Annotated in this window: 17 protein-coding genes; 10 read left to right on the forward strand and 7 right to left on the reverse strand. The window is 60.7% G+C overall.

Features of this window, described 5'->3' with window-relative positions; all coding sequences use genetic code 11:
- Positions 1 to 4: 4 nt before the first annotated feature.
- From mnhG to O3S81_RS07230, 7 genes are all read right to left on the reverse strand, one after another.
- Positions 5 to 349, reverse strand: a complete 345-nt coding sequence (mnhG, locus tag O3S81_RS07200; RefSeq protein ID WP_269341895.1) for a monovalent cation/H(+) antiporter subunit G — start codon at positions 347 to 349, stop codon at positions 5 to 7.
- Complete coding sequence (locus O3S81_RS07205) at positions 346 to 627, reverse strand: K+/H+ antiporter subunit F (protein WP_046800546.1); 282 nt, start codon at positions 625 to 627, stop codon at positions 346 to 348. The genes mnhG and O3S81_RS07205 overlap by 4 nt, the downstream gene beginning before the upstream one ends.
- Positions 624 to 1,112, reverse strand: coding sequence for a Na+/H+ antiporter subunit E (locus O3S81_RS07210; protein ID WP_269341899.1), 489 nt, complete (start codon positions 1,110 to 1,112; stop codon positions 624 to 626). The genes O3S81_RS07205 and O3S81_RS07210 overlap by 4 nt, the downstream gene beginning before the upstream one ends.
- Positions 1,109 to 2,755, reverse strand: coding sequence for a monovalent cation/H+ antiporter subunit D (locus O3S81_RS07215; RefSeq protein ID WP_269341902.1), 1,647 nt, complete (start codon positions 2,753 to 2,755; stop codon positions 1,109 to 1,111). Before O3S81_RS07215 ends, O3S81_RS07210 begins: the two co-directional genes overlap by 4 nt.
- A complete protein-coding gene (locus O3S81_RS07220; protein ID WP_020810384.1) occupies positions 2,752 to 3,087 on the reverse strand; it encodes a Na+/H+ antiporter subunit C in 336 nt (111 codons plus the stop codon). Before O3S81_RS07220 ends, O3S81_RS07215 begins: the two co-directional genes overlap by 4 nt.
- Positions 3,087 to 6,005, reverse strand: a complete 2,919-nt coding sequence (locus O3S81_RS07225; protein ID WP_269341906.1) for a monovalent cation/H+ antiporter subunit A — start codon at positions 6,003 to 6,005, stop codon at positions 3,087 to 3,089. The genes O3S81_RS07220 and O3S81_RS07225 overlap by 1 nt, the downstream gene beginning before the upstream one ends.
- A gap of 104 nt (positions 6,006 to 6,109) precedes the next feature.
- Positions 6,110 to 6,487 carry a hypothetical protein gene (locus tag O3S81_RS07230; RefSeq protein WP_269342422.1) on the reverse strand — a complete coding sequence of 126 codons (378 nt, stop codon included), beginning with the start codon at positions 6,485 to 6,487 and terminating at the stop codon, positions 6,110 to 6,112.
- A 517-nt stretch (positions 6,488 to 7,004) separates the two neighbouring features.
- On the opposite strand from O3S81_RS07230, the gene O3S81_RS07235 reads away from it, so the two are divergent.
- From O3S81_RS07235 to fliF, 10 genes are all read left to right on the forward strand, one after another.
- Positions 7,005 to 8,600 carry a globin-coupled sensor protein gene (locus tag O3S81_RS07235; RefSeq protein WP_269341908.1) on the forward strand — a complete coding sequence of 532 codons (1,596 nt, stop codon included), beginning with the start codon at positions 7,005 to 7,007 and terminating at the stop codon, positions 8,598 to 8,600.
- Entirely contained in the window at positions 8,600 to 8,899 is a 300-nt protein-coding gene (locus O3S81_RS07240) for an STAS domain-containing protein (RefSeq protein ID WP_004439868.1), read from the forward strand. The genes O3S81_RS07235 and O3S81_RS07240 overlap by 1 nt, the downstream gene beginning before the upstream one ends.
- Positions 8,896 to 9,261, forward strand: a complete 366-nt coding sequence (gene cheY1, locus O3S81_RS07245) for a chemotaxis response regulator CheY1 (protein ID WP_003493773.1) — start codon at positions 8,896 to 8,898, stop codon at positions 9,259 to 9,261. Before O3S81_RS07240 ends, cheY1 begins: the two co-directional genes overlap by 4 nt.
- A 16-nt stretch (positions 9,262 to 9,277) precedes the next feature.
- Positions 9,278 to 11,536 carry a chemotaxis protein CheA gene (locus O3S81_RS07250; protein WP_269341914.1) on the forward strand — a complete coding sequence of 753 codons (2,259 nt, stop codon included), beginning with the start codon at positions 9,278 to 9,280 and terminating at the stop codon, positions 11,534 to 11,536.
- A gap of 13 nt (positions 11,537 to 11,549) precedes the next feature.
- Positions 11,550 to 12,458: a protein-glutamate O-methyltransferase CheR gene (cheR, locus tag O3S81_RS07255; RefSeq protein ID WP_269341916.1), complete on the forward strand. Its 909-nt coding sequence runs from the start codon at positions 11,550 to 11,552 to the stop codon at positions 12,456 to 12,458.
- Positions 12,455 to 13,510 (forward strand): protein-glutamate O-methylesterase CheB, encoded by a 1,056-nt coding sequence (gene cheB / locus O3S81_RS07260; RefSeq protein WP_080826306.1) that lies wholly within the window; start codon positions 12,455 to 12,457, stop codon positions 13,508 to 13,510. The genes cheR and cheB overlap by 4 nt, the downstream gene beginning before the upstream one ends.
- The gene (gene cheY2 / locus O3S81_RS07265) at positions 13,510 to 13,899 is read left to right on the forward strand and encodes a chemotaxis response regulator CheY2 (protein WP_003503467.1); all 390 of its coding nucleotides are present in this window, start codon (positions 13,510 to 13,512) and stop codon (positions 13,897 to 13,899) included. Before cheB ends, cheY2 begins: the two co-directional genes overlap by 1 nt.
- A complete protein-coding gene (gene cheD, locus O3S81_RS07270; RefSeq protein WP_269341919.1) occupies positions 13,896 to 14,441 on the forward strand; it encodes a chemoreceptor glutamine deamidase CheD in 546 nt (181 codons plus the stop codon). Before cheY2 ends, cheD begins: the two co-directional genes overlap by 4 nt.
- Before the next feature lie 14 nt (positions 14,442 to 14,455).
- Positions 14,456 to 14,839: a chemotaxis protein CheT gene (cheT, locus tag O3S81_RS07275; RefSeq protein WP_269341921.1), complete on the forward strand. Its 384-nt coding sequence runs from the start codon at positions 14,456 to 14,458 to the stop codon at positions 14,837 to 14,839.
- A 130-nt stretch (positions 14,840 to 14,969) separates the two neighbouring features.
- On the forward strand, positions 14,970 to 16,652 hold the full coding sequence (gene fliF / locus O3S81_RS07280) for a flagellar basal-body MS-ring/collar protein FliF (RefSeq protein WP_269341922.1): 1,683 nt from the start codon (positions 14,970 to 14,972) through the stop codon (positions 16,650 to 16,652).
- Positions 16,653 to 17,022: the final 370 nt, after the last annotated feature.

The raw sequence follows: 17,022 nt of genomic DNA on the forward strand, positions 1-17,022 counted from the left end.
TAGCCTAAAGATGCTCCCGATTATCCGTATTCTGCTCCGCCCGGTCCCGATAAAGCGCCGCGCGCCCCAGCAGCATCAGGGAAACCGGCGTCGTCACCGTCATGAAGATGCCGATGAAGATTTCGTGGAAGGCGAAGCGGTCGCCGGAGACGGAGAAATAGATGATCGAGGCCATGACGATGCCACCGGTGCCCCAGCTGGTGCCCAGCGTCGGCGCATGCAGGCGCTCATAGAAGCTGTTGAGCCTGGCAAAGCCGATGGTGCCGATCAGCGTCAGCGAAGCGCCCAGGAGCACGAAGAAGGCCACGAGAGTGGCGGCCCAGAGCGGAAATTCTGCAGCATTGTTCATTCGATCACCTCGCCACGCATCATGAATTTGGAAAGGGCGACGGTGGAGACGAAGCCGAGGATGGCGATGAGCAGCGACGCTTCGAAATAGATGTCGTTGCCGGTGCGCAGGCCGAAGGTCAGAAGAAGCAGCATGGCGTTGACATAAAGCGTATCCACGCCCAGCACGCGGTCCTGCGCGCGCGGGCCGATGGCGATGCGGTAGACCGAGATCGCCATGGCGATGGCGAGCATCAGCTGCGCCAGCGAAAAGGACCAGAAAAGGATAATCGAACTCATTCGAATATCTCCATCAGCAGTTTTTCATATCGGTTCTTGATGAGGCTTATCCACGCCGCCTCATCCACATCGTCCAGAACGTGAAGCAGCAGCGTGCCCTGGCTGGAATTATATTCGAGCCATGCGCTGCCCGGCGTCGAGGTCAGGATCGTCGCCAGAACGGCAAGCGCCATGGGATCGCGAATCTCGAGCGGCACCGCCAGGAAGCCGGATTTGCGGTTTCTTTCGCGCTGGAACAGGATGATCTTCGCGACTGAGAGATTGGACCGGACAATATCGTAAAGCACGATCAGGATCAGCTGCACCAGCCTGTGCCAGTTGCGGATGCGCGGCTTGGCCGGCCGAAGCGACGCCATCGCCCAGGAGGCGATGAGGGCGACACAGGTGCCGAGCAGCAGGTGCCCCGGCGAAAAGCTGTTGATCGTCAGCCAGAAGAGGATCAGCGAGACCGTCAGAAGCGGGTAGGGGAGGAGACGCCTCATCATGGCTCTGCCTCCGGATTGCCGCCCGCTCGTGGCGCGGAAATGACACCCTGAATATAACTTGCGGGCAGGTCGAGAATACGCGCCGTCTCCTGCATGTAACGCATCACCGGTCCCGCCTGCACGGTCATGGCGAGCGTCAGCCCGAGCAGCAGCATGATGGGCGCGATTTCGATGACGAGAACACGCGGCACCGTTCCTTCGATGGAGGCCCAGAAGGTGCGGATGCCGGCGCGGGTCATCGAGATCAGCGAAGCGAAGCCGGAAAAGACGATCAGGAAGACGATCCACCAGGAGAGCGTGGAAACGCTGTCATTGGCACCGAGCCCGGAAGGATTGAGAATGGCGGTCAGCATCGAGAATTTGGCGATGAAACCCGAAAGCGGCGGCAGGCCGGCCAGAAGAATGCCGCAGGCGGCAAAACAGGCACCGAGCACCGCCATGGTGGCGGGCATGGTTACGCCGACTTCTTCCTCCTCTTCTTCCTCGTCGCCTTCACCATAAGCTTCCATGGTCACGGCAAGAACGTTCGCGCCGGCATCCTGCCCGCGTTCGACAAGTTCGATCAGCATGAAGAAGGCGCTGATGGTGAGGGTGGAGCTGACCATGTAATAGAGCGCGCCGGCCGCGACCGTCGGATTGCCGGTGCCCATGGCGGCGAGAAGCGTTCCCGACGATACCAGAACGGAAAAACCGGCCAACCGCCCTAACGCCTGCGACGCCAGAACCCCGATGGCCCCGAAGATGATGGTGGCGATGCCGCCGACCAGCAGGGCGTCATGGCCGAAGCCCGCGGATTCGCCTGCCGTCTGCCCGAAGAGCAGGAAGGACAGGCGGGCGATGACATAAATGCCGACCTTGCTCATGATCGCGAACAGCCCACCAACGGGTGCGGAAGCCGCGCCATAGGCGGAAGGCAGCCAGAAATTCAGCGGCCACATGCCGGCCTTCACCAGAAATGCGATACCGAGGATGGCCGAGCCGGTTTCCAGCAGCATGCGCTGGTCGGGGTTGAGGCCCTCGATGCGGTGGGCAAGATCACCCATGTTGAGCGTACCGGTGACGCCATAGATGAGGCTGACGCCGATCAGGAAGAACAGCGCCGCAACGAGGTTGATGGCGATGTAATGCAACCCGGCCTTCACGCGCTGCTGGCCAGAGCCATGCAGCAGCAGGCCATAGGAGGCAGCGAGCATCACTTCGAAGAAAACGAAGAGATTGAAGAGGTCACCGGTCAGGAAGGCGCCATTGACGCCCATCAGCATCATCTGGAACAGCGAATGGAAATGCGCGCCGGACTTGTGCCATTTCGCCATCGAATAGATCAGTGAGGGAATGGCGAGCAGCGCGGTCAAAAGCACCATCAGGCCGGACAGGCGGTCTGCCACGAGCACGATGCCGAAGGGTGCCGGCCAGTTGCCGAGCAGATAGACACCGCTCGAGACCACGGCCGCGATCTCGGTATTCACCGTCGAGTTCACCTCGCGGAACAGCAGGATCGCGACCACCAGCAACAGCACGGTGGAGGTGAAGCTGATGGCGGCCTTTGCGACGCGCTGGCGCTCGTCGAAGAACAGCAGCAGGGCGGCGGTGATCAGTGGCAGCAGAATGGGGGCGATGACGATGTGGAAGGGGAACGACATCATTTCGTCTCCCTCCCGTCCACATGGTCGGTGCCGGTGAGGCCGCGGGCGGCAAGCAGCACGACGAGGAAAAGTGCGGTGGTGGCAAAGCCGATGACGATTGCCGTCAGCACCAGCGCCTGCGGCACGGGGTCGGCCAGCGTGGAGCTGTCAACGCCGTTCACCAACACCGGCGGTGCATTGGTCTTGATGCCGCCGACGCCGAAGATGAAGAGATTGACGGCATAGGACAGCAGCGAAAGTCCGACGATGACCTGATAGGTACGCGGGCGCAGCACCAGCCAGACGCCCGAACCGGTCATGATGCCAATGCCGATTGCAAGAATGAGTTCCATTACACGTCCTCCGCTTTTGCGGCGTCAGGCGTGCGAACGCGGTAGTTACGCAACGATTGGTGTGCCAGTGCTATCAGGATCAGAACGGTGGAGCCGACGACCAGCGAGAAGACGCCGAGATCGAACAGCAGGGCGGATGCCGTCGGCATTTTGCCGATATAGGGTATCTCCGTATATTGGAAATAGGAGGTCAGGAACGGGTAGCCGAAATACCAGGAGCCGATACCGGTGGCCGCCGCCATCAGTAGGCCGAAGCCCATCCACCGCAGCGGCAGGATGCGGATGCGGTCTTCCGCCCAGCGCGCGCCGCCGGCGAGATATTGCAGCAGGAAGCCGATGGCCATGGTGATGCCGGCCGCAAAACCGCCGCCGGGCATATCGTGGCCGCGCATGAACAGGAAGATCGAGAAGGTGATGATGACCGGGAACATCCACTGCATCACGATCGACGGCACATAGAGATAGTCGCGCACCGTATCGCCATTGCTGCGGTCCGGCCGTTCGGCATCGAAGGCGTTCTGCATCTGCTGCTGTTCTGGCAAACCGATGCTTTCATGCGCGGGACGGAAACGGCGCAGCAGCGCGAAGACGGTGAGCGCCACGATGGCCAGCACCGCAATTTCGCCGAAGGTGTCGAAGCCGCGGAAATCGACCAGGATGACGTTGACGACATTGGTGCCGCCGCCTTCGGTATAGGCGCGCTCCAGGAAATAGGTCGCAATCGCGTTCGGCACCGGCAGCGTCATCACGGCATAGGCGATAACGGACATGCCGATACCGCTGGCAGCGGCCAGCAGGAAGTCCCGGGCGCGGCGAAGCTGCGCCGGCAACTCATCGCTGCTGTCGACCTTTTCGAAGCGTTTCGGCAGCCACCGGAGACCAAGCAGGATGAGAACCGTGGTGACGATTTCCACCAGAAGCTGGGTGATGGCGAGATCCGGCGCGGAAAGCCAGACGAAGGTGAGGCAGGTGACAAGCCCGGAAACGCCGAGCATGACGAGGGCGGCAAGCCGGTGATATTTCGCCTGCCAGGCGGCGCCCATGGCGGCAATCATGCCGATCAGCCACAGGATGGCGAAGATCGGATCGAAGGTCGTCACGCGCGGCAGCGACAGGGAGAATTCCGAAAGGAACAGAGGCGAGAAACCGGCAAGAAGCGCCACGAGGATGAGAAGCCTCAGCTGCGGCTGCAGACGCCGCGTGCCGAGCCTGCTTTCCAGCCACCGCGCCCATTTCCAGGACACGGTGACGAGAATGCGCTCGAAGATGCGCTGGCCCCGCAAATGCCGGAAGACCGGCGGACCGTCATCGCAGCGCGAGAAATAACCACCGAGCAGGGCATAGATCGTCACACCACCGATCAGCGCCACGATACTCATGATCAGCGGCAGGTTGAAACCGTGCCAAATCGACAGGCTGTAGACGGGTGTCTGCGCGCCGAGCACGGACAGCACGGCCGAATGCAGGAACGGGCCGATCGAAAGGCTCGGAACGATGCCGACGATCAGGCAGGCGAAGACGAGGAACTCGATCGGAAAACGCATCCAGCGCGGCGGCTCGTGTGGATGCGGGTTCGGCAGATCGACGGGCTTCGGCCCGAAGAAGACCGTGTGGATGAAGCGCAGCGAATAGGCGACGGCGAAGGCGCCCGACAGCGTCGCGACATAGGGCAGAGCCCGGTCCAGAAGAGAGTCCGCGTGGGTCTCGACCGCCTCGGCAAAGAACATTTCCTTGGAGAGGAAGCCGTTGAACAGCGGCACCCCGGCCATTGCCGCGCTCGCCGCCATGGCAAGCGTCGCGGTCGCGGGCATATAAGTATAAAGCCCGCTTAAGCGCCGCATGTCGCGGGTGCCGGTCTCATGGTCGATGATGCCGGCCGCCATGAAAAGCGATGCCTTGAAGGTGGCGTGGTTGACCATGTGGAAGATGGCCGCCACCGCCGCCAGCGGGCTGCCGAGGCTGAGCAGCGTGGTGATGAGCCCGAGGTGGCTGATGGTCGAATAGGCCAGAAGCCCCTTCAGATCCTGCTGGAACATGGCGAAATAGGCGCCGAGCAAAAGGGTTATGATACCCGCTACGCCAACCAGCCAGAACCATTCCGGCGTACCTGCTAGAACCGGCCAGAACCGCGCGAGCAGGAAAACCCCGGCCTTCACCATGGTTGCGGAATGCAGATAGGCGGAAACGGGTGTGGGCGCCGCCATGGCGTTGGGCAGCCAGAAATGGAACGGAAACTGCGCGCTCTTCGTCAGCGCGCCGCCAAGAATGAGGATGAGCGCCGGCACATAAAGCGGATGGGCGCGAATGGCGGCGCCGGCCTCGATGATCCTGTCGAGATCATAGCTTCCCGCCATGTGGCCGAGGATCAGAAGTCCGGCCAAAAGGCTGAAACCGCCGATGCCGGTCACGGTCAGCGCCATGCGGGCGCCGTCGCGCGCGCCGGCATTCTGATGCCAGTAGCCGATCAGCAGGAATGAGAAGATGCTGGTCATCTCCCAGAAGATCGACAGCAGGATCACGTTGCCGGACAAGACAACGCCGAGCATCGAACCCATGAAGGCGAGAAAGAAGGCGAAAAACCGAGGAATCGGATCTTCCGCCGACATGTAATAGCGTGCGTAGAGCACCACCAGCAGACCGATGCCGGTGATGAGCATCGCGAAAATCCAGGCGAAACCATCCAGCCGCAGGGTAAAATTCAGTCCGAGCTGGGGCAGCCACTCCGCATCATATTTCAGCACGCCGCCGTCGCTGATGGTCGTATAAAGAAAGATGCTGCTGGCGAGGCCAAAAAGGGCCACGGCGCCTGCGACGGAGGCCGGTCCGGCGGCCGCACCCTCGCGCGGCATGAAAGCCGTCAGGAATGCGCCGACGAAGGGCAATGCGACAATAAATGGAAGAATGGTTGCAAGTGTCATATGCGGCGGCGGTTTTCTCTGAAATGGGAGCCTACGGCGGGTTTCCGACGACTCCGATCCCTCAAGGCTCATGGTGAACCGAATGATGAGGACCGCCGGAATGACTAATACATAATATGCGGAGGCGCGCGTGGAACCACGCTGGCAAAGTCTCGGAAAGCTTGTGGCACGATGGCAACAGCGACAAGCAAGGCCTTGGCACTGTCGGTGATGTCGAGGGTCGAAGAGGGGAACTCGTCGGGCCGAAGCCCTGAGGTGGCAAGGCCGGTCTTGCAGGCATAGTCGTTACCGCTACCGCAATCCTTTTCGCGAAGGGAAAGGGAACGGCTGAGATCGACGGTCTGCAATCGCTCCAGGCGGCTGGTCTTGGAAAGGGCCTTGACGCCGGATGGAGCCTGGAAGCCAATCATGACGAGCAGGCTGGCAACCACGAGGCCGATCAACACTTGCGGATGGTGCCTTGAACTGCGGCTTTTCTCCATCCTTGGCAAGTTGGCATCTCCTTGATCGAAAAGGTCTCTTTAAAGCATCACCGTTGAGCGAATATCCTGTTGATTTGTTTTAGGGGAAGGCGCACGCGCTTGTCCAGCGCACGGGCCGGAAAAACCGCCTGAAGGGTCCGATTCCTTTTCGCTTTTGCCAGTTTGCGGCAAAGTGAGGGCGGTAACGGCTAAAAGCTTTTACAAATTTTACCGTTTGACGCGGGCGGACAGGTTTCTTAACTTTCAAGCAAGGAATTAACCATAAAGATTGGTAGTATTTCCACGGCGGAATGGGGTTCTCTCCCCTTCCAGGCATGACGCCGCACTGCCGTACCGGGGCCGATCCGGTATTTTCGTTTCTTGGTTCAGGAAAGTCTGGCAAGCGTCGATGCCGCATCGTCCGCGATGGGTATGTTCGTTCAAAAATCCCCAAAGGGTGCTGACGTTCTGAACCTTGGCCAATTTGGCCGGGTTTTACCGGCCGTCATGTTGTTGGGGACGTCGGTTGGGGCAGGATTTGCCATCAGATCAAGCGCGCAGATCGGCAGGCGGAAGCCTGTCGGGACGGTTGCGTTTTGCTGGCCTCGATGAGACGCAATCCGATTTCCTGCGCAGTTATCGCGGCATGCTGGAGCCTTACGTCAAGGCCGGCCTGCGCGACGTGATGACCCGTTTCCAGTCCATGCCGGACTGTTCCCCGTCCTTTGAAAGCGAAAACCAGCTTGATCGTCTGCACGATCTGCAATCCTCGCACTGGAGTGTGCTGACGGATGCGCGTTTCGATGCGCTTTATGCCGAGCGGGTGAAGGTTCTTTCCGATAATGCCAGCCGCATGGGCCTCGATCCGCGCTGGCAGATCGCCAGCCACGCGGTCGTTCTGGAACATCTTGTCGGCGGGCTGGTGGCCGAACACGCACCGCGCTCCATCCTGCCGGGCAACCGCAGGAAAAACCGCGAGCTGGCGGAAGCCGTGAAGAATGTCGTCCGTCTGGTGATGGTCGATACCGAGATCGCCGTGTCGCTGCGCTTCAACGAACTGCGCCTGCGCCACGGCCGCGAACTCCAGGAACAGCGTGACAATGACCGCTCCGAAGCGGCAAATCTGCTAGGCACGGCACTGACAGCCTTTGCCGCAGGCAATTTGCAGGCCCGCATCGGCAATGACGTGCCCGAAGCCTATCGGGACGTTGCGGTCACCTTCAATACGGCGCTCGAGACGATCGGTGCATCGCTGATATCTGCCCAGAACGGTGTAGGTGAGGCCGAGGCGCTGAGCGCGCGTTTTGCCGATATCGGCCGCTCCATTGCCGAGCGTTCCCGCCAGCAGGCCGAAGCCCTTACCGAAACGTCCCGCGCGCTTCAGGCGATGATTGCGCATGTGGCGGAAAACGGCGCCCGCATATCGGCGACGGAAAAGGCGGTTTCCAGCGCCCGCGACGCGGCCGTCGAAAGCGGCAGGGCAATCGGCGAGGCGATCGACGCCATGTCGGACATCGAGCAATCGGCCGAGCAGATCGGCAAGATCATCGGCACCATCGACGAGATCGCTTTCCAGACGAACCTTCTCGCCCTCAATGCCGGCATCGAGGCGGCGCGGGCGGGGGAAAGCGGACGCGGTTTCGCCGTCGTCGCGCAGGAGGTCCGCGCGCTTGCCCAGCGTTCCGCCGATGCGGCAAGAGAAATCAAGAGCCTCGTCGGCTCCACCAAAACGCAGGTCGAGGGCGGCGTGCGCATGGTCAACCGTACGCAGGAGGCCATCGGCGGGGTGGTCCGGCAGGTGTCAGGCATCAACGACATGATCGCCGAAGTCTCCCGGCATACCGCCGATCATGCCGGCGAATTGCAATCCGTCGCCGCCGATATCGACGAACAGCAGCGGCAGGTCGGCCGGAATGCGAAAGATATGGGCGCCAGCGCTTCCGAAGCCGATGCGCTTCACACCGTCATTCTGGAACTCGGCCGCACCGTTCGCGAATTCCGTATTGCCCGTCAGGAACATTTCGCTGCGGCCGCCGGTGCGGATCGGCAGCACTCATCATTTATGGCCCGTGGGGATAACCGCACGGATAGCAGCCAGGATTACCAACAATTCAGACGTCAGGGAGTCATGTAATGGCAGCCAGAAAAGCAGCTGAGGCGACGCTGAAACTGTCACCGGTGCTGGATCTCAACGAAGCATCGGCGCTGCACGGCAAGCTGATGACGCTGAGAGGAGCACCCTTGTCGGTCGATGCGTCCGAGGTGGAGCGTATCGGAGCCCTTTGCGCCCAGGTCCTCATGGCCGGCGCGAAATCCTGGGAGGAGGACGGCAAGCGGTTCGGTTTTGCCAGCGTGTCCGATGCATTCGACAAGACCATGAAACTGATAGGCGTCGATATCGATCATTTGCTCCTGAAGGAGATGCAAAAGTGAAGAAAAAAGTTCTCACCGTGGATGATTCCCGGACGATCAGGAACATGCTCCTAGTCACCCTCAACAATGCCGGTTTTGAAACCATTCAGGCCGAAGACGGCATCGAAGGCCTCGAAGTGCTGGAACAGAGCAATCCCGATGTCATCGTGACGGACATCAACATGCCCCGTCTCGACGGTTTCGGCTTCATCGAGGGCGTGCGGCGCAACGAGAAGTACCGCGCGATCCCGATCCTCGTCCTGACGACCGAAAGTGATGCGGAAAAGAAGAACCGTGCCCGCCAGGCCGGTGCGACCGGCTGGATCGTCAAGCCGTTCGACCCCGCCAAACTCATCGATGCCATTGAACGCGTAACCGCCTGATACGGGACATTTCACGATGGATATGAACGAAATCAAGGAAATCTTTTTCCAGGAATGCGAGGAGCAGCTCGCTGAACTGGAATCGGGGCTTCTTAAATTGAATGACGGCGACCGTGATCCGGAAACCGTCAACGCCGTTTTCCGTGCCGTTCATTCCATCAAGGGCGGGGCCGGTGCCTTCGGTCTCGATGATCTCGTGGCCTTCGCCCACGTTTTTGAAACGACCCTCGACTGCGTTCGCTCCAACAAGCTGGAGCCGACGCAGGATGTTCTCAAAGTCATGCTGCGCTCCGCCGATGTGCTGGCAGACCTGACCAATGCCGCAAGAGACGGCGGCAGCGTCGATGAAAGCCGCACCCGTGGCCTCGTCAAGGAACTGGAAGCGTTGGCCAACGGCGAAGCCGTTCCGGCATCCGCGCCGGCTCCTGTCGCCGTGAAAGCGCCGGAACCCGTCAAGGCCAAGCCGACGGATGAAAGCGGCTTCGAGCCGATCCCGTTCTCCTTCTCGGATTTTGCCGACGAAACCACGCCATTGATGGAAGCGCCGTCCTTCCAGATCACGTTCAAGCCGCACGCGTCGCTTTATTCGAAAGGCAACGAGGCGGCCCTTCTCCTGCGCGATCTTTCGCGCATCGGCGAGATGAGCATCAATTGCGATACGTCGGAACTGCCTTCACTCGACAAGCTCGATCCGGAAGCCTCCTATTTCTCCTGGACGGTTTCGATCAAGACCGACAAGGGTGAGGAAGGAATCCGCAGCGTCTTCGAATTCGCCGAATGGGATTGCGATCTGGAAATCACCCCGATTGTTTCGGATGCTGCCGTGGAAGAAGAACTTCCGATGATCCCGGTTCCGTTCGATCTGTCTGCTCTCGATAACGGACCGGAAGAACAGCCCGCCGTCGAAGCAGCTATGGTGGAAGAACCCTTTGTTGCAGCAGCCGTCGAGGCGGCCGTCGCGACGACGCAGATCGCCCAGAGCGTCAATGCCGCCATTGAAAAGCGCGAGGCGGCGGCCGCACCCGCAGCCGCGCAGGCAAATGCCAATGCGGCCGCCAATGCGAGCGCCGGCCAGACCATTCGCGTCGATCTCGATCGCGTCGACCGCCTGATCAACCTCGTCGGTGAGCTCGTCATCAATCAGGCGATGCTGTCGCAGAGTGTCATCGAAAACGATGCGAGCGGCACCTCCGCCGTCAATATGGGCCTCGACGAACTGCAGCAGCTGACGCGCGAAATTCAGGACAGCGTCATGGCGATCCGCGCGCAGCCGGTGAAGCCGGTCTTCCAGCGCATGTCGCGTATCGTCCGCGAAGTCGCCGACATGATCGGCAAGCAGATTCGCCTCGTCACCGAAGGTGAGAACACCGAAGTCGACAAGACGGTCATCGACAAGCTGGCCGAACCGCTGACGCATATGATCCGCAATGCGGTCGACCACGGCATCGAAACGCCGGAAAAGCGCGAAGCCGCGGGCAAGAACCCGGAAGGCACGATCAAGCTTTCGGCCAAGCACCGTTCGGGCCGCATCCTCATCGAGCTTCAGGACGATGGCGCCGGCATCAACCGCGAGCGCGTACGCCAGAAGGCCATCGACAACGACCTGATCGCCGCCGATGCGAACCTGACCGATGAGGAGATCGATAACCTGATCTTCGCGCCGGGCTTCTCCACGGCGGACAAGATTTCCGACATTTCCGGCCGCGGCGTCGGCATGGATGTGGTCAAGCGCTCCATTCAGGCGCTTGGCGGCCGCATCAGCATCTCCTCGCGTCCCGGTCTCGGCTCGACCTTCACCATGAGCCTGCCGCTGACGCTTGCCGTTCTCGACGGCATGGTGGTGACCGTTGCCGGCCAGACGCTGGTTGTCCCGCTGACGGCAATCGTCGAAACCCTGCAGCCGGAAGCGAAGAACATTCATTCCTTCGGCGCCAACCAGCGGCTGATCTCCATCCGCAATTCCTTCTGCCCGCTGGTCGATGTCGGTCGTGTCCTGAACTTCCGCCCGACCCAGGCCGATCCGGTGGAAGGTGTCGCCCTTCTGGTGGAATCGGAAGGCGGCGGCCAGCGTGCGCTGATGGTTGATGCCATCCAGGGCCAGCGTCAGGTCGTCATCAAATCGTTGGAAGCCAACTATACCCATGTTCAGGGCATTGCCGCCGCCACCATCCTCGGCGACGGGCGCGTCGCTCTCATTCTGGATGTCGATGCCATTGTCAGCGCCTCGCGCGGACAGCCCCTGAAGCAGGAAATGTCGCTTGCGGCGACAGGTTGAAAGCGGATCATCCATGGCAGCACTTAATTTCAGCGACCAGCGCCAGTCTCCCGACGAGGTTCTTGCCAGCGGTGAATATCCGCTGACGAGACGCGATCTCTCGGAAATCGCGGCGATGATCTATGCGGATGCGGGCATCTATCTCAACGACACCAAGGCGTCGCTGGTCTATTCCCGCCTGTCGAAGCATATCCGCAATCTCGGCCTTTCGGGCTTCCGCGAATATTGCGCATTGGTGTCCTCACCCGACGGTTCGCAGGCGCGGCGGGAAATGCTGTCGCACCTGACGACGAATTTCACGCGGTTCTTCCGCGAGAACCATCATTTCGAACATCTGCGTGACGAGGTCCTGCCGGGCCTCATCGCACGGGCAAAGAGCGGCGGGCGTGTCCGCATCTGGTCGGCCGCCTGTTCCGACGGGCAGGAACCCTATTCGATTGCGCTCACCGTGCTCGCCATGTTCCCGAATGCGGCCGATTACGATTTCAAGATTCTGGCGACGGATATCGATCCGAAGATCCTGGCGCAGGCCCGCGCCGGCGTTTACGACGACAATGCGCTCGAAACCGTGTCTCCCGCCATGCGCAAGCAATGGTTCACGGAGGTCGATGCCGGCGGTCGCCGCAAGTTCCGCATTGACGACAAGGTCAAGCGGCTCATCACCTTCAACGAGCTGAACCTGATGACGCAGTGGCCCTTCAAGGGCAATTTCGACGTCATTTTCTGCCGCAACGTCGTCATCTATTTCGATGAGCCGACGCAGATGCGCATCTGGTCGCGTTTCGCCGGGCTGCTGCCGGAAGGTGGACACCTCTATATCGGCCATTCCGAACGTGTGTCCGGTGATGCCAAGAACCTGTTCGACAATACGGGCATCACCACCTACCGCTTCATTGGCCACGCATCCGGGAGGAAGGCATGAGCGCACTCGCACGGGTACTCGTCGTCGATGACAGCCCCACCATGCGCGGCCTGATTTCGGCCGTCCTCAAGGCTGATCCGGAGGTCGAGGTGGTCGGGCAGGCCGGCAACGCCATGGAAGCACGCGCCGCCATCAAGCAGCTCAATCCCGATGTCGTGACGCTCGACATCGAGATGCCGGAGATGAACGGTCTCGAATTCCTCGAAAAGATCATGCGCCTGCGGCCCATGCCGGTGATCATGGTCTCGTCGCTCACCCATCGCGGCGCGGATGCCTCGCTGGCCGCGCTTGAAATCGGCGCTTTCGACTGTGTCGGCAAGCCGGCGCCGGGCGATGCGCGCCCCTTTGGCGATCTGGCCGACAAGGTGAAGGCCGCCGCCCGCTCGCAACACGCCGCATACCGCGCAGCCCGGCCGGAAGCCGCTGCCGCGCCGCAGCCGGTTCCGATGAGCGAATATCGGGCAGGCCGCAAGGTCGTGGCCATCGGCTCCTCCACGGGCGGCGTCGAAGCACTGATCGCGGTACTGCAGAAGTTCCCCGCCAATTGCCCGCCGACCGTCATCACACAGCATATGCCGCCGACCTTCACCAAGAGCTTTGCCGAGCGGCTGAACCGCATCTGCGCTCCCGTGGTGGAAGAGGCGACGGACGGCGCGCGCCTGCAGACCGGCAAGATCTACCTCGCGCCGGGTGGTGAGCGTCATCTGCAGATCGCCAACCGGTCCGCTCCCTGCTGCCGGCTTCTGGATCGTGATCCCGTCAATGGCCATCGCCCCTCGGTCGATGTGCTGTTCGATTCGGTGGCCGAGCTTGCCGGACGCAATGCCGTTGGTGTCATTCTCACCGGCATGGGTCGCGATGGCGCTGCTGGGCTTTTGAAAATGCGCCATGCCGGTGCCCGCACCGTCGGCCAGAACGAAAAAACATGTGTCGTCTATGGCATGCCCCGCGTGGCCTATGAGCTGGGCGCGGTCGAACAGCAACTGCCCCTGGCCTCCATCGGCGAAGAAATCCTGAAACTAACCACTGCCCGCAAAGAAGGTGCTGACTAATGTCTCTCGCAGAAAAGATCAAAGTTCTGATCGTTGACGATCAGGTGACCAGCCGGCTGCTCCTCAGCGATGCGCTGACACAGCTCGGCTTCAAGCAGATCACCGCCGCCGGCGACGGCGAGCAGGGAATGAAGATCATGGAGCAGCAGCCCCATCATCTCGTCATCTCCGACTTCAACATGCCGAAGATGGACGGCCTCGGTTTCCTGCACGCCGTGCGGGCGAACCCGACCACCAAGAAGGCCGCCTTCATTATCCTCACCGCGCAGGGCGACCGCGCGCTGGTGCAGAAGGCCGCCCAGCTCGGCGCCAACAACGTGCTGGCCAAGCCCTTCACCATCGACAAGATGCGCGCGGCCATCGAAGCGGTTTTCGGATCGCTGAAATGATTGAAGCTGCGGCCAAGCGCGTACATATCATTCAGGGCGAGTATAAGGTCGTTGGTGATCCCGATGTGGTTCTGACGACGATACTCGGTTCGTGCGTGGCCGCCTGTCTGCGAGACCCCGTTGCCGGCCTGGGAGGGATGAACCACTTCCTCTTGCCGGGAACGGGCAATGTGACCGGCGGAGATGCGACGCGTTACGGCGTGCATCTCATGGAACTCCTGATCAACGGCCTCTTGAAACAGGGGGCGCGGCGCGACCGGCTGGAAGCCAAGATTTTCGGCGGTGCGAAGACGATTGCGAGCTTTTCCAATGTCGGTGAGCAGAATGCCATCTTCGCCATGAAGTTTCTGAAGGACGAAGGCATTCCGGTCATAAGTTCCTCCACGGGCGGGGAACATGGCCGCAAGATCGAATTCTGGCCGGTCTCGGGCCGTGCGCGTCAGCATCCGCTCAGCGGCGCGGAAACCCAGAAGACGGTCGCCATGGAAACACGTCCGGTGCCGGCTCCCAAACCCGTCGCCAGCGATATCGAATTTTTCTAGTCACGGAGTTTCCAATGCAGCTTGCAGAGCACACCGCCACCACTCCGTTCGAAGAAGCCCTGCCGGATGTTCTGATGCGGGTGGTATCGGAGCTGCACGATGTCGCCTATCTCATCGAACGCATCGAGCCGCAGCTGCTCGAAGTGACCAGCGGTCAATTGTCGAGCGAAGGCGTCAAGCTGTTGCAGGGCATCGATCTCGCGGTCCAGAAAACCCGCGGCCTTGCCGAATTCATCGATACCATCACCGGCTCCATCCCCGCGGACTGGTTCGTGGATGTCTCCACCGCGCTCAGCCTCGTCAAGCTTGCGGAAATGCAGAAGGCGCTCGGCGCGGCCTTCCGCCATGGCCATTCCCAGCCGCTCGACAAGGCTTCCGGCGACTTCGACCTGTTCTAGACCGCATTTCCGCCGATGTTCCTTTCCTTCGCGGGATGCGGAGGAAGGCAACGCTCGCGCAAGCTTCGCACCCTATTGTCACTACGGGGCCAAAAGGTCTCGGACTCTATGAATGACGGTGCGGAACAGAATGAATCTGTTAAATCAAATCCCTCAGGTCTTGAAGAATGTCGCGTCTCTGGGCCAGACACGGCTGCTGATGCTGGGCGGCGTGGGCGTTCTGTCCATGGCCATTATCCTCGCAGCAGCGCTTTATGTGAACCGTCCTGCTTACGAGACCCTCTATGTGGGTCTTGAAAAAAGCGACCTCAACAAGATCAGCATTGCGCTCGCCGAATCGGGTCTGGACTTTCAGGTGGGGACCGATGGTTCCAGCCTTCAGGTTCCCGTTGGCCTCACCAGCAAGGCGCGGCTGCTTCTGGCCGAACGTGGCTTGCCCGACAGCGCCAATGCCGGTTATGAACTTTTCGACAATGTCGGTTCGCTTGGCCTGACCTCCTTCATGCAGGAAGTGACGCGCGTTCGCGCCCTCGAGGGTGAGATCGGCCGCTCCATCCAGCAGATCGACGGGATTGCGGCCGCACGTGTCCATATCGTCATGCCGGATGTCGGCAATTTCCGCCGCGGCGAACAGAAGCCCACCGCATCGGTCATGATCCGCGCGAGCGCCTCCGCCGGCCGCAAGGCCTCCGCCTCCATTCGTCACCTTGTTGCCTCGGCCGTTCCCGGCCTCGAAGTCGATGACGTGACGCTGCTCGATTCGACCGGCCAGCTTCTGGCTTCCGGTGACGACGTCACCAACGCGGCAATGAACCGTTCGCTGACGCTGGCGCAGAACGTTCAGCAGGAAATCGAAACCAATATCGACAAGGCGCTGGCACCTTTCCTCGGCATGGACAATTTCCGCTCCAGCGTGACGGCGCAGATCAATACCGACAGCCGCCAGATCCAGGAAACCGTCTATGATCCGGAATCGCGTGTGGAGCGTTCCGTTCGCACGGTGAAGGAAGACCAGAAATCCCAGGAAACGCAGCCCGACACGGCCGCGACGGTGGAGCAGAACGTGCCGCAGGCCGCGCCTCAGGGCGGCGGTGGCGGTCCGCAGTCTTCCGACCAGTCGGCCAAGAAGGAAGAGCAGACCAACTACGAGATCAATTCCAAGACGGTCGCCACGGTCAAGAACGGCTATACCGTCGAGAAGATCTCGGTTGCCGTGGTCGTCAACAAGGGTCGCATTGCCAAGATGGTTGGCGAACCCGCCGATCAGGCCAAGGTCGATGCCTATCTCGCGGAAATGCAGAAGATCGTCACCTCGGCGGCGGGCATTTCTTCCGATCGCGGCGACATGGTCACGCTGACGGCGATGGACTTCCTGGAAACGCAGCTGCTTGACGAGGCTGCCAGCGGACCGGGCATCATGGAAGTGCTGAGCCGCAATTCGGCAGGCATCATCAACTCGCTCGCCTTCGTCGCTGTTGCCTTCCTCGTCGTCTGGCTCGGTGTACGTCCTCTGGTTCGCACGGTTACCGGCAATGGCGCGGCTGCGGGTCAGCTCAGCCAGGAAGCCGCCGGTCTGGAACTGCCGGACTTCTCTCCCGGCATGGATGCGGGCGCGGGCGGTCTCATGGAAGGTTTCGGGGCGGACTTCGGCTTCGACAGCACCGACGATCTTCTGGCGGGCGGCGACAGCGAGGGCACATTCAACCGCCGGGTTCGCGAAGGACCGGAACGCAGGCTCTCCCGCATGGTGGAAATCAGCGAGGAGCGAGCCGCCAAGATCCTGCGCAAATGGGCGATCGAAAAAGCAGCATAATGACAAAAAGGCCGGTTTTACCCGGCCTTTTTTCTGTTTTTGGGGTTTTTGCTATGCTTGGCGGGCACATCGTGGCAATCTCGTTTCGGGACAGTGTTTACAAAAAATTCAGCAACGATACAGTTTGCTGGGAATTGGCTGAGAATGCCGTTTATGGATTGAACAGCTTTTCAGTATGTTTTTTTAGCAATAGACGAACAAGGAAATACGTGGAAAGGCTGTTGTCAGGTAATGGCAAATTCCGGTCGGTTCCATAAAATGAAATGATTCGGTCTCCGGGGGCGCGCCATCCCATTTTGGTAAGCTTCTTGAATGGAATGATTCCATCCCGATGTATAATCTCCCGCTGGGAGCAAGAGGGCGTAGGCGA

The organism is Agrobacterium sp. SOY23 (assembly GCF_027212525.1).
Taxonomy (GTDB): domain Bacteria; phylum Pseudomonadota; class Alphaproteobacteria; order Rhizobiales; family Rhizobiaceae; genus Agrobacterium; species Agrobacterium tumefaciens_I.

Coding starts and splice junctions, on each gene's coding strand:
- O3S81_RS07220 (WP_020810384.1), bottom strand. CDS start 3,087: ATGGAACTCATTCTTGCAATCGGCATTGGCATCATGACCGGTTCGGGC.
- cheR (WP_269341916.1), top strand. CDS start 11,550: ATGGCAGCACTTAATTTCAGCGACCAGCGCCAGTCTCCCGACGAGGTT.
- cheD (WP_269341919.1), top strand. CDS start 13,896: ATGATTGAAGCTGCGGCCAAGCGCGTACATATCATTCAGGGCGAGTAT.
- O3S81_RS07230 (WP_269342422.1), bottom strand. CDS start 6,487: ATGGAGAAAAGCCGCAGTTCAAGGCACCATCCGCAAGTGTTGATCGGC.
- O3S81_RS07250 (WP_269341914.1), top strand. CDS start 9,278: ATGGATATGAACGAAATCAAGGAAATCTTTTTCCAGGAATGCGAGGAG.
- mnhG (WP_269341895.1), bottom strand. CDS start 349: ATGAACAATGCTGCAGAATTTCCGCTCTGGGCCGCCACTCTCGTGGCC.
- cheT (WP_269341921.1), top strand. CDS start 14,456: ATGCAGCTTGCAGAGCACACCGCCACCACTCCGTTCGAAGAAGCCCTG.
- fliF (WP_269341922.1), top strand. CDS start 14,970: ATGAATCTGTTAAATCAAATCCCTCAGGTCTTGAAGAATGTCGCGTCT.
- cheB (WP_080826306.1), top strand. CDS start 12,455: ATGAGCGCACTCGCACGGGTACTCGTCGTCGATGACAGCCCCACCATG.
- cheY2 (WP_003503467.1), top strand. CDS start 13,510: ATGTCTCTCGCAGAAAAGATCAAAGTTCTGATCGTTGACGATCAGGTG.
- O3S81_RS07225 (WP_269341906.1), bottom strand. CDS start 6,005: ATGACACTTGCAACCATTCTTCCATTTATTGTCGCATTGCCCTTCGTC.
- O3S81_RS07205 (WP_046800546.1), bottom strand. CDS start 627: ATGAGTTCGATTATCCTTTTCTGGTCCTTTTCGCTGGCGCAGCTGATG.
- O3S81_RS07240 (WP_004439868.1), top strand. CDS start 8,600: ATGGCAGCCAGAAAAGCAGCTGAGGCGACGCTGAAACTGTCACCGGTG.
- O3S81_RS07215 (WP_269341902.1), bottom strand. CDS start 2,755: ATGATGTCGTTCCCCTTCCACATCGTCATCGCCCCCATTCTGCTGCCA.
- O3S81_RS07210 (WP_269341899.1), bottom strand. CDS start 1,112: ATGATGAGGCGTCTCCTCCCCTACCCGCTTCTGACGGTCTCGCTGATC.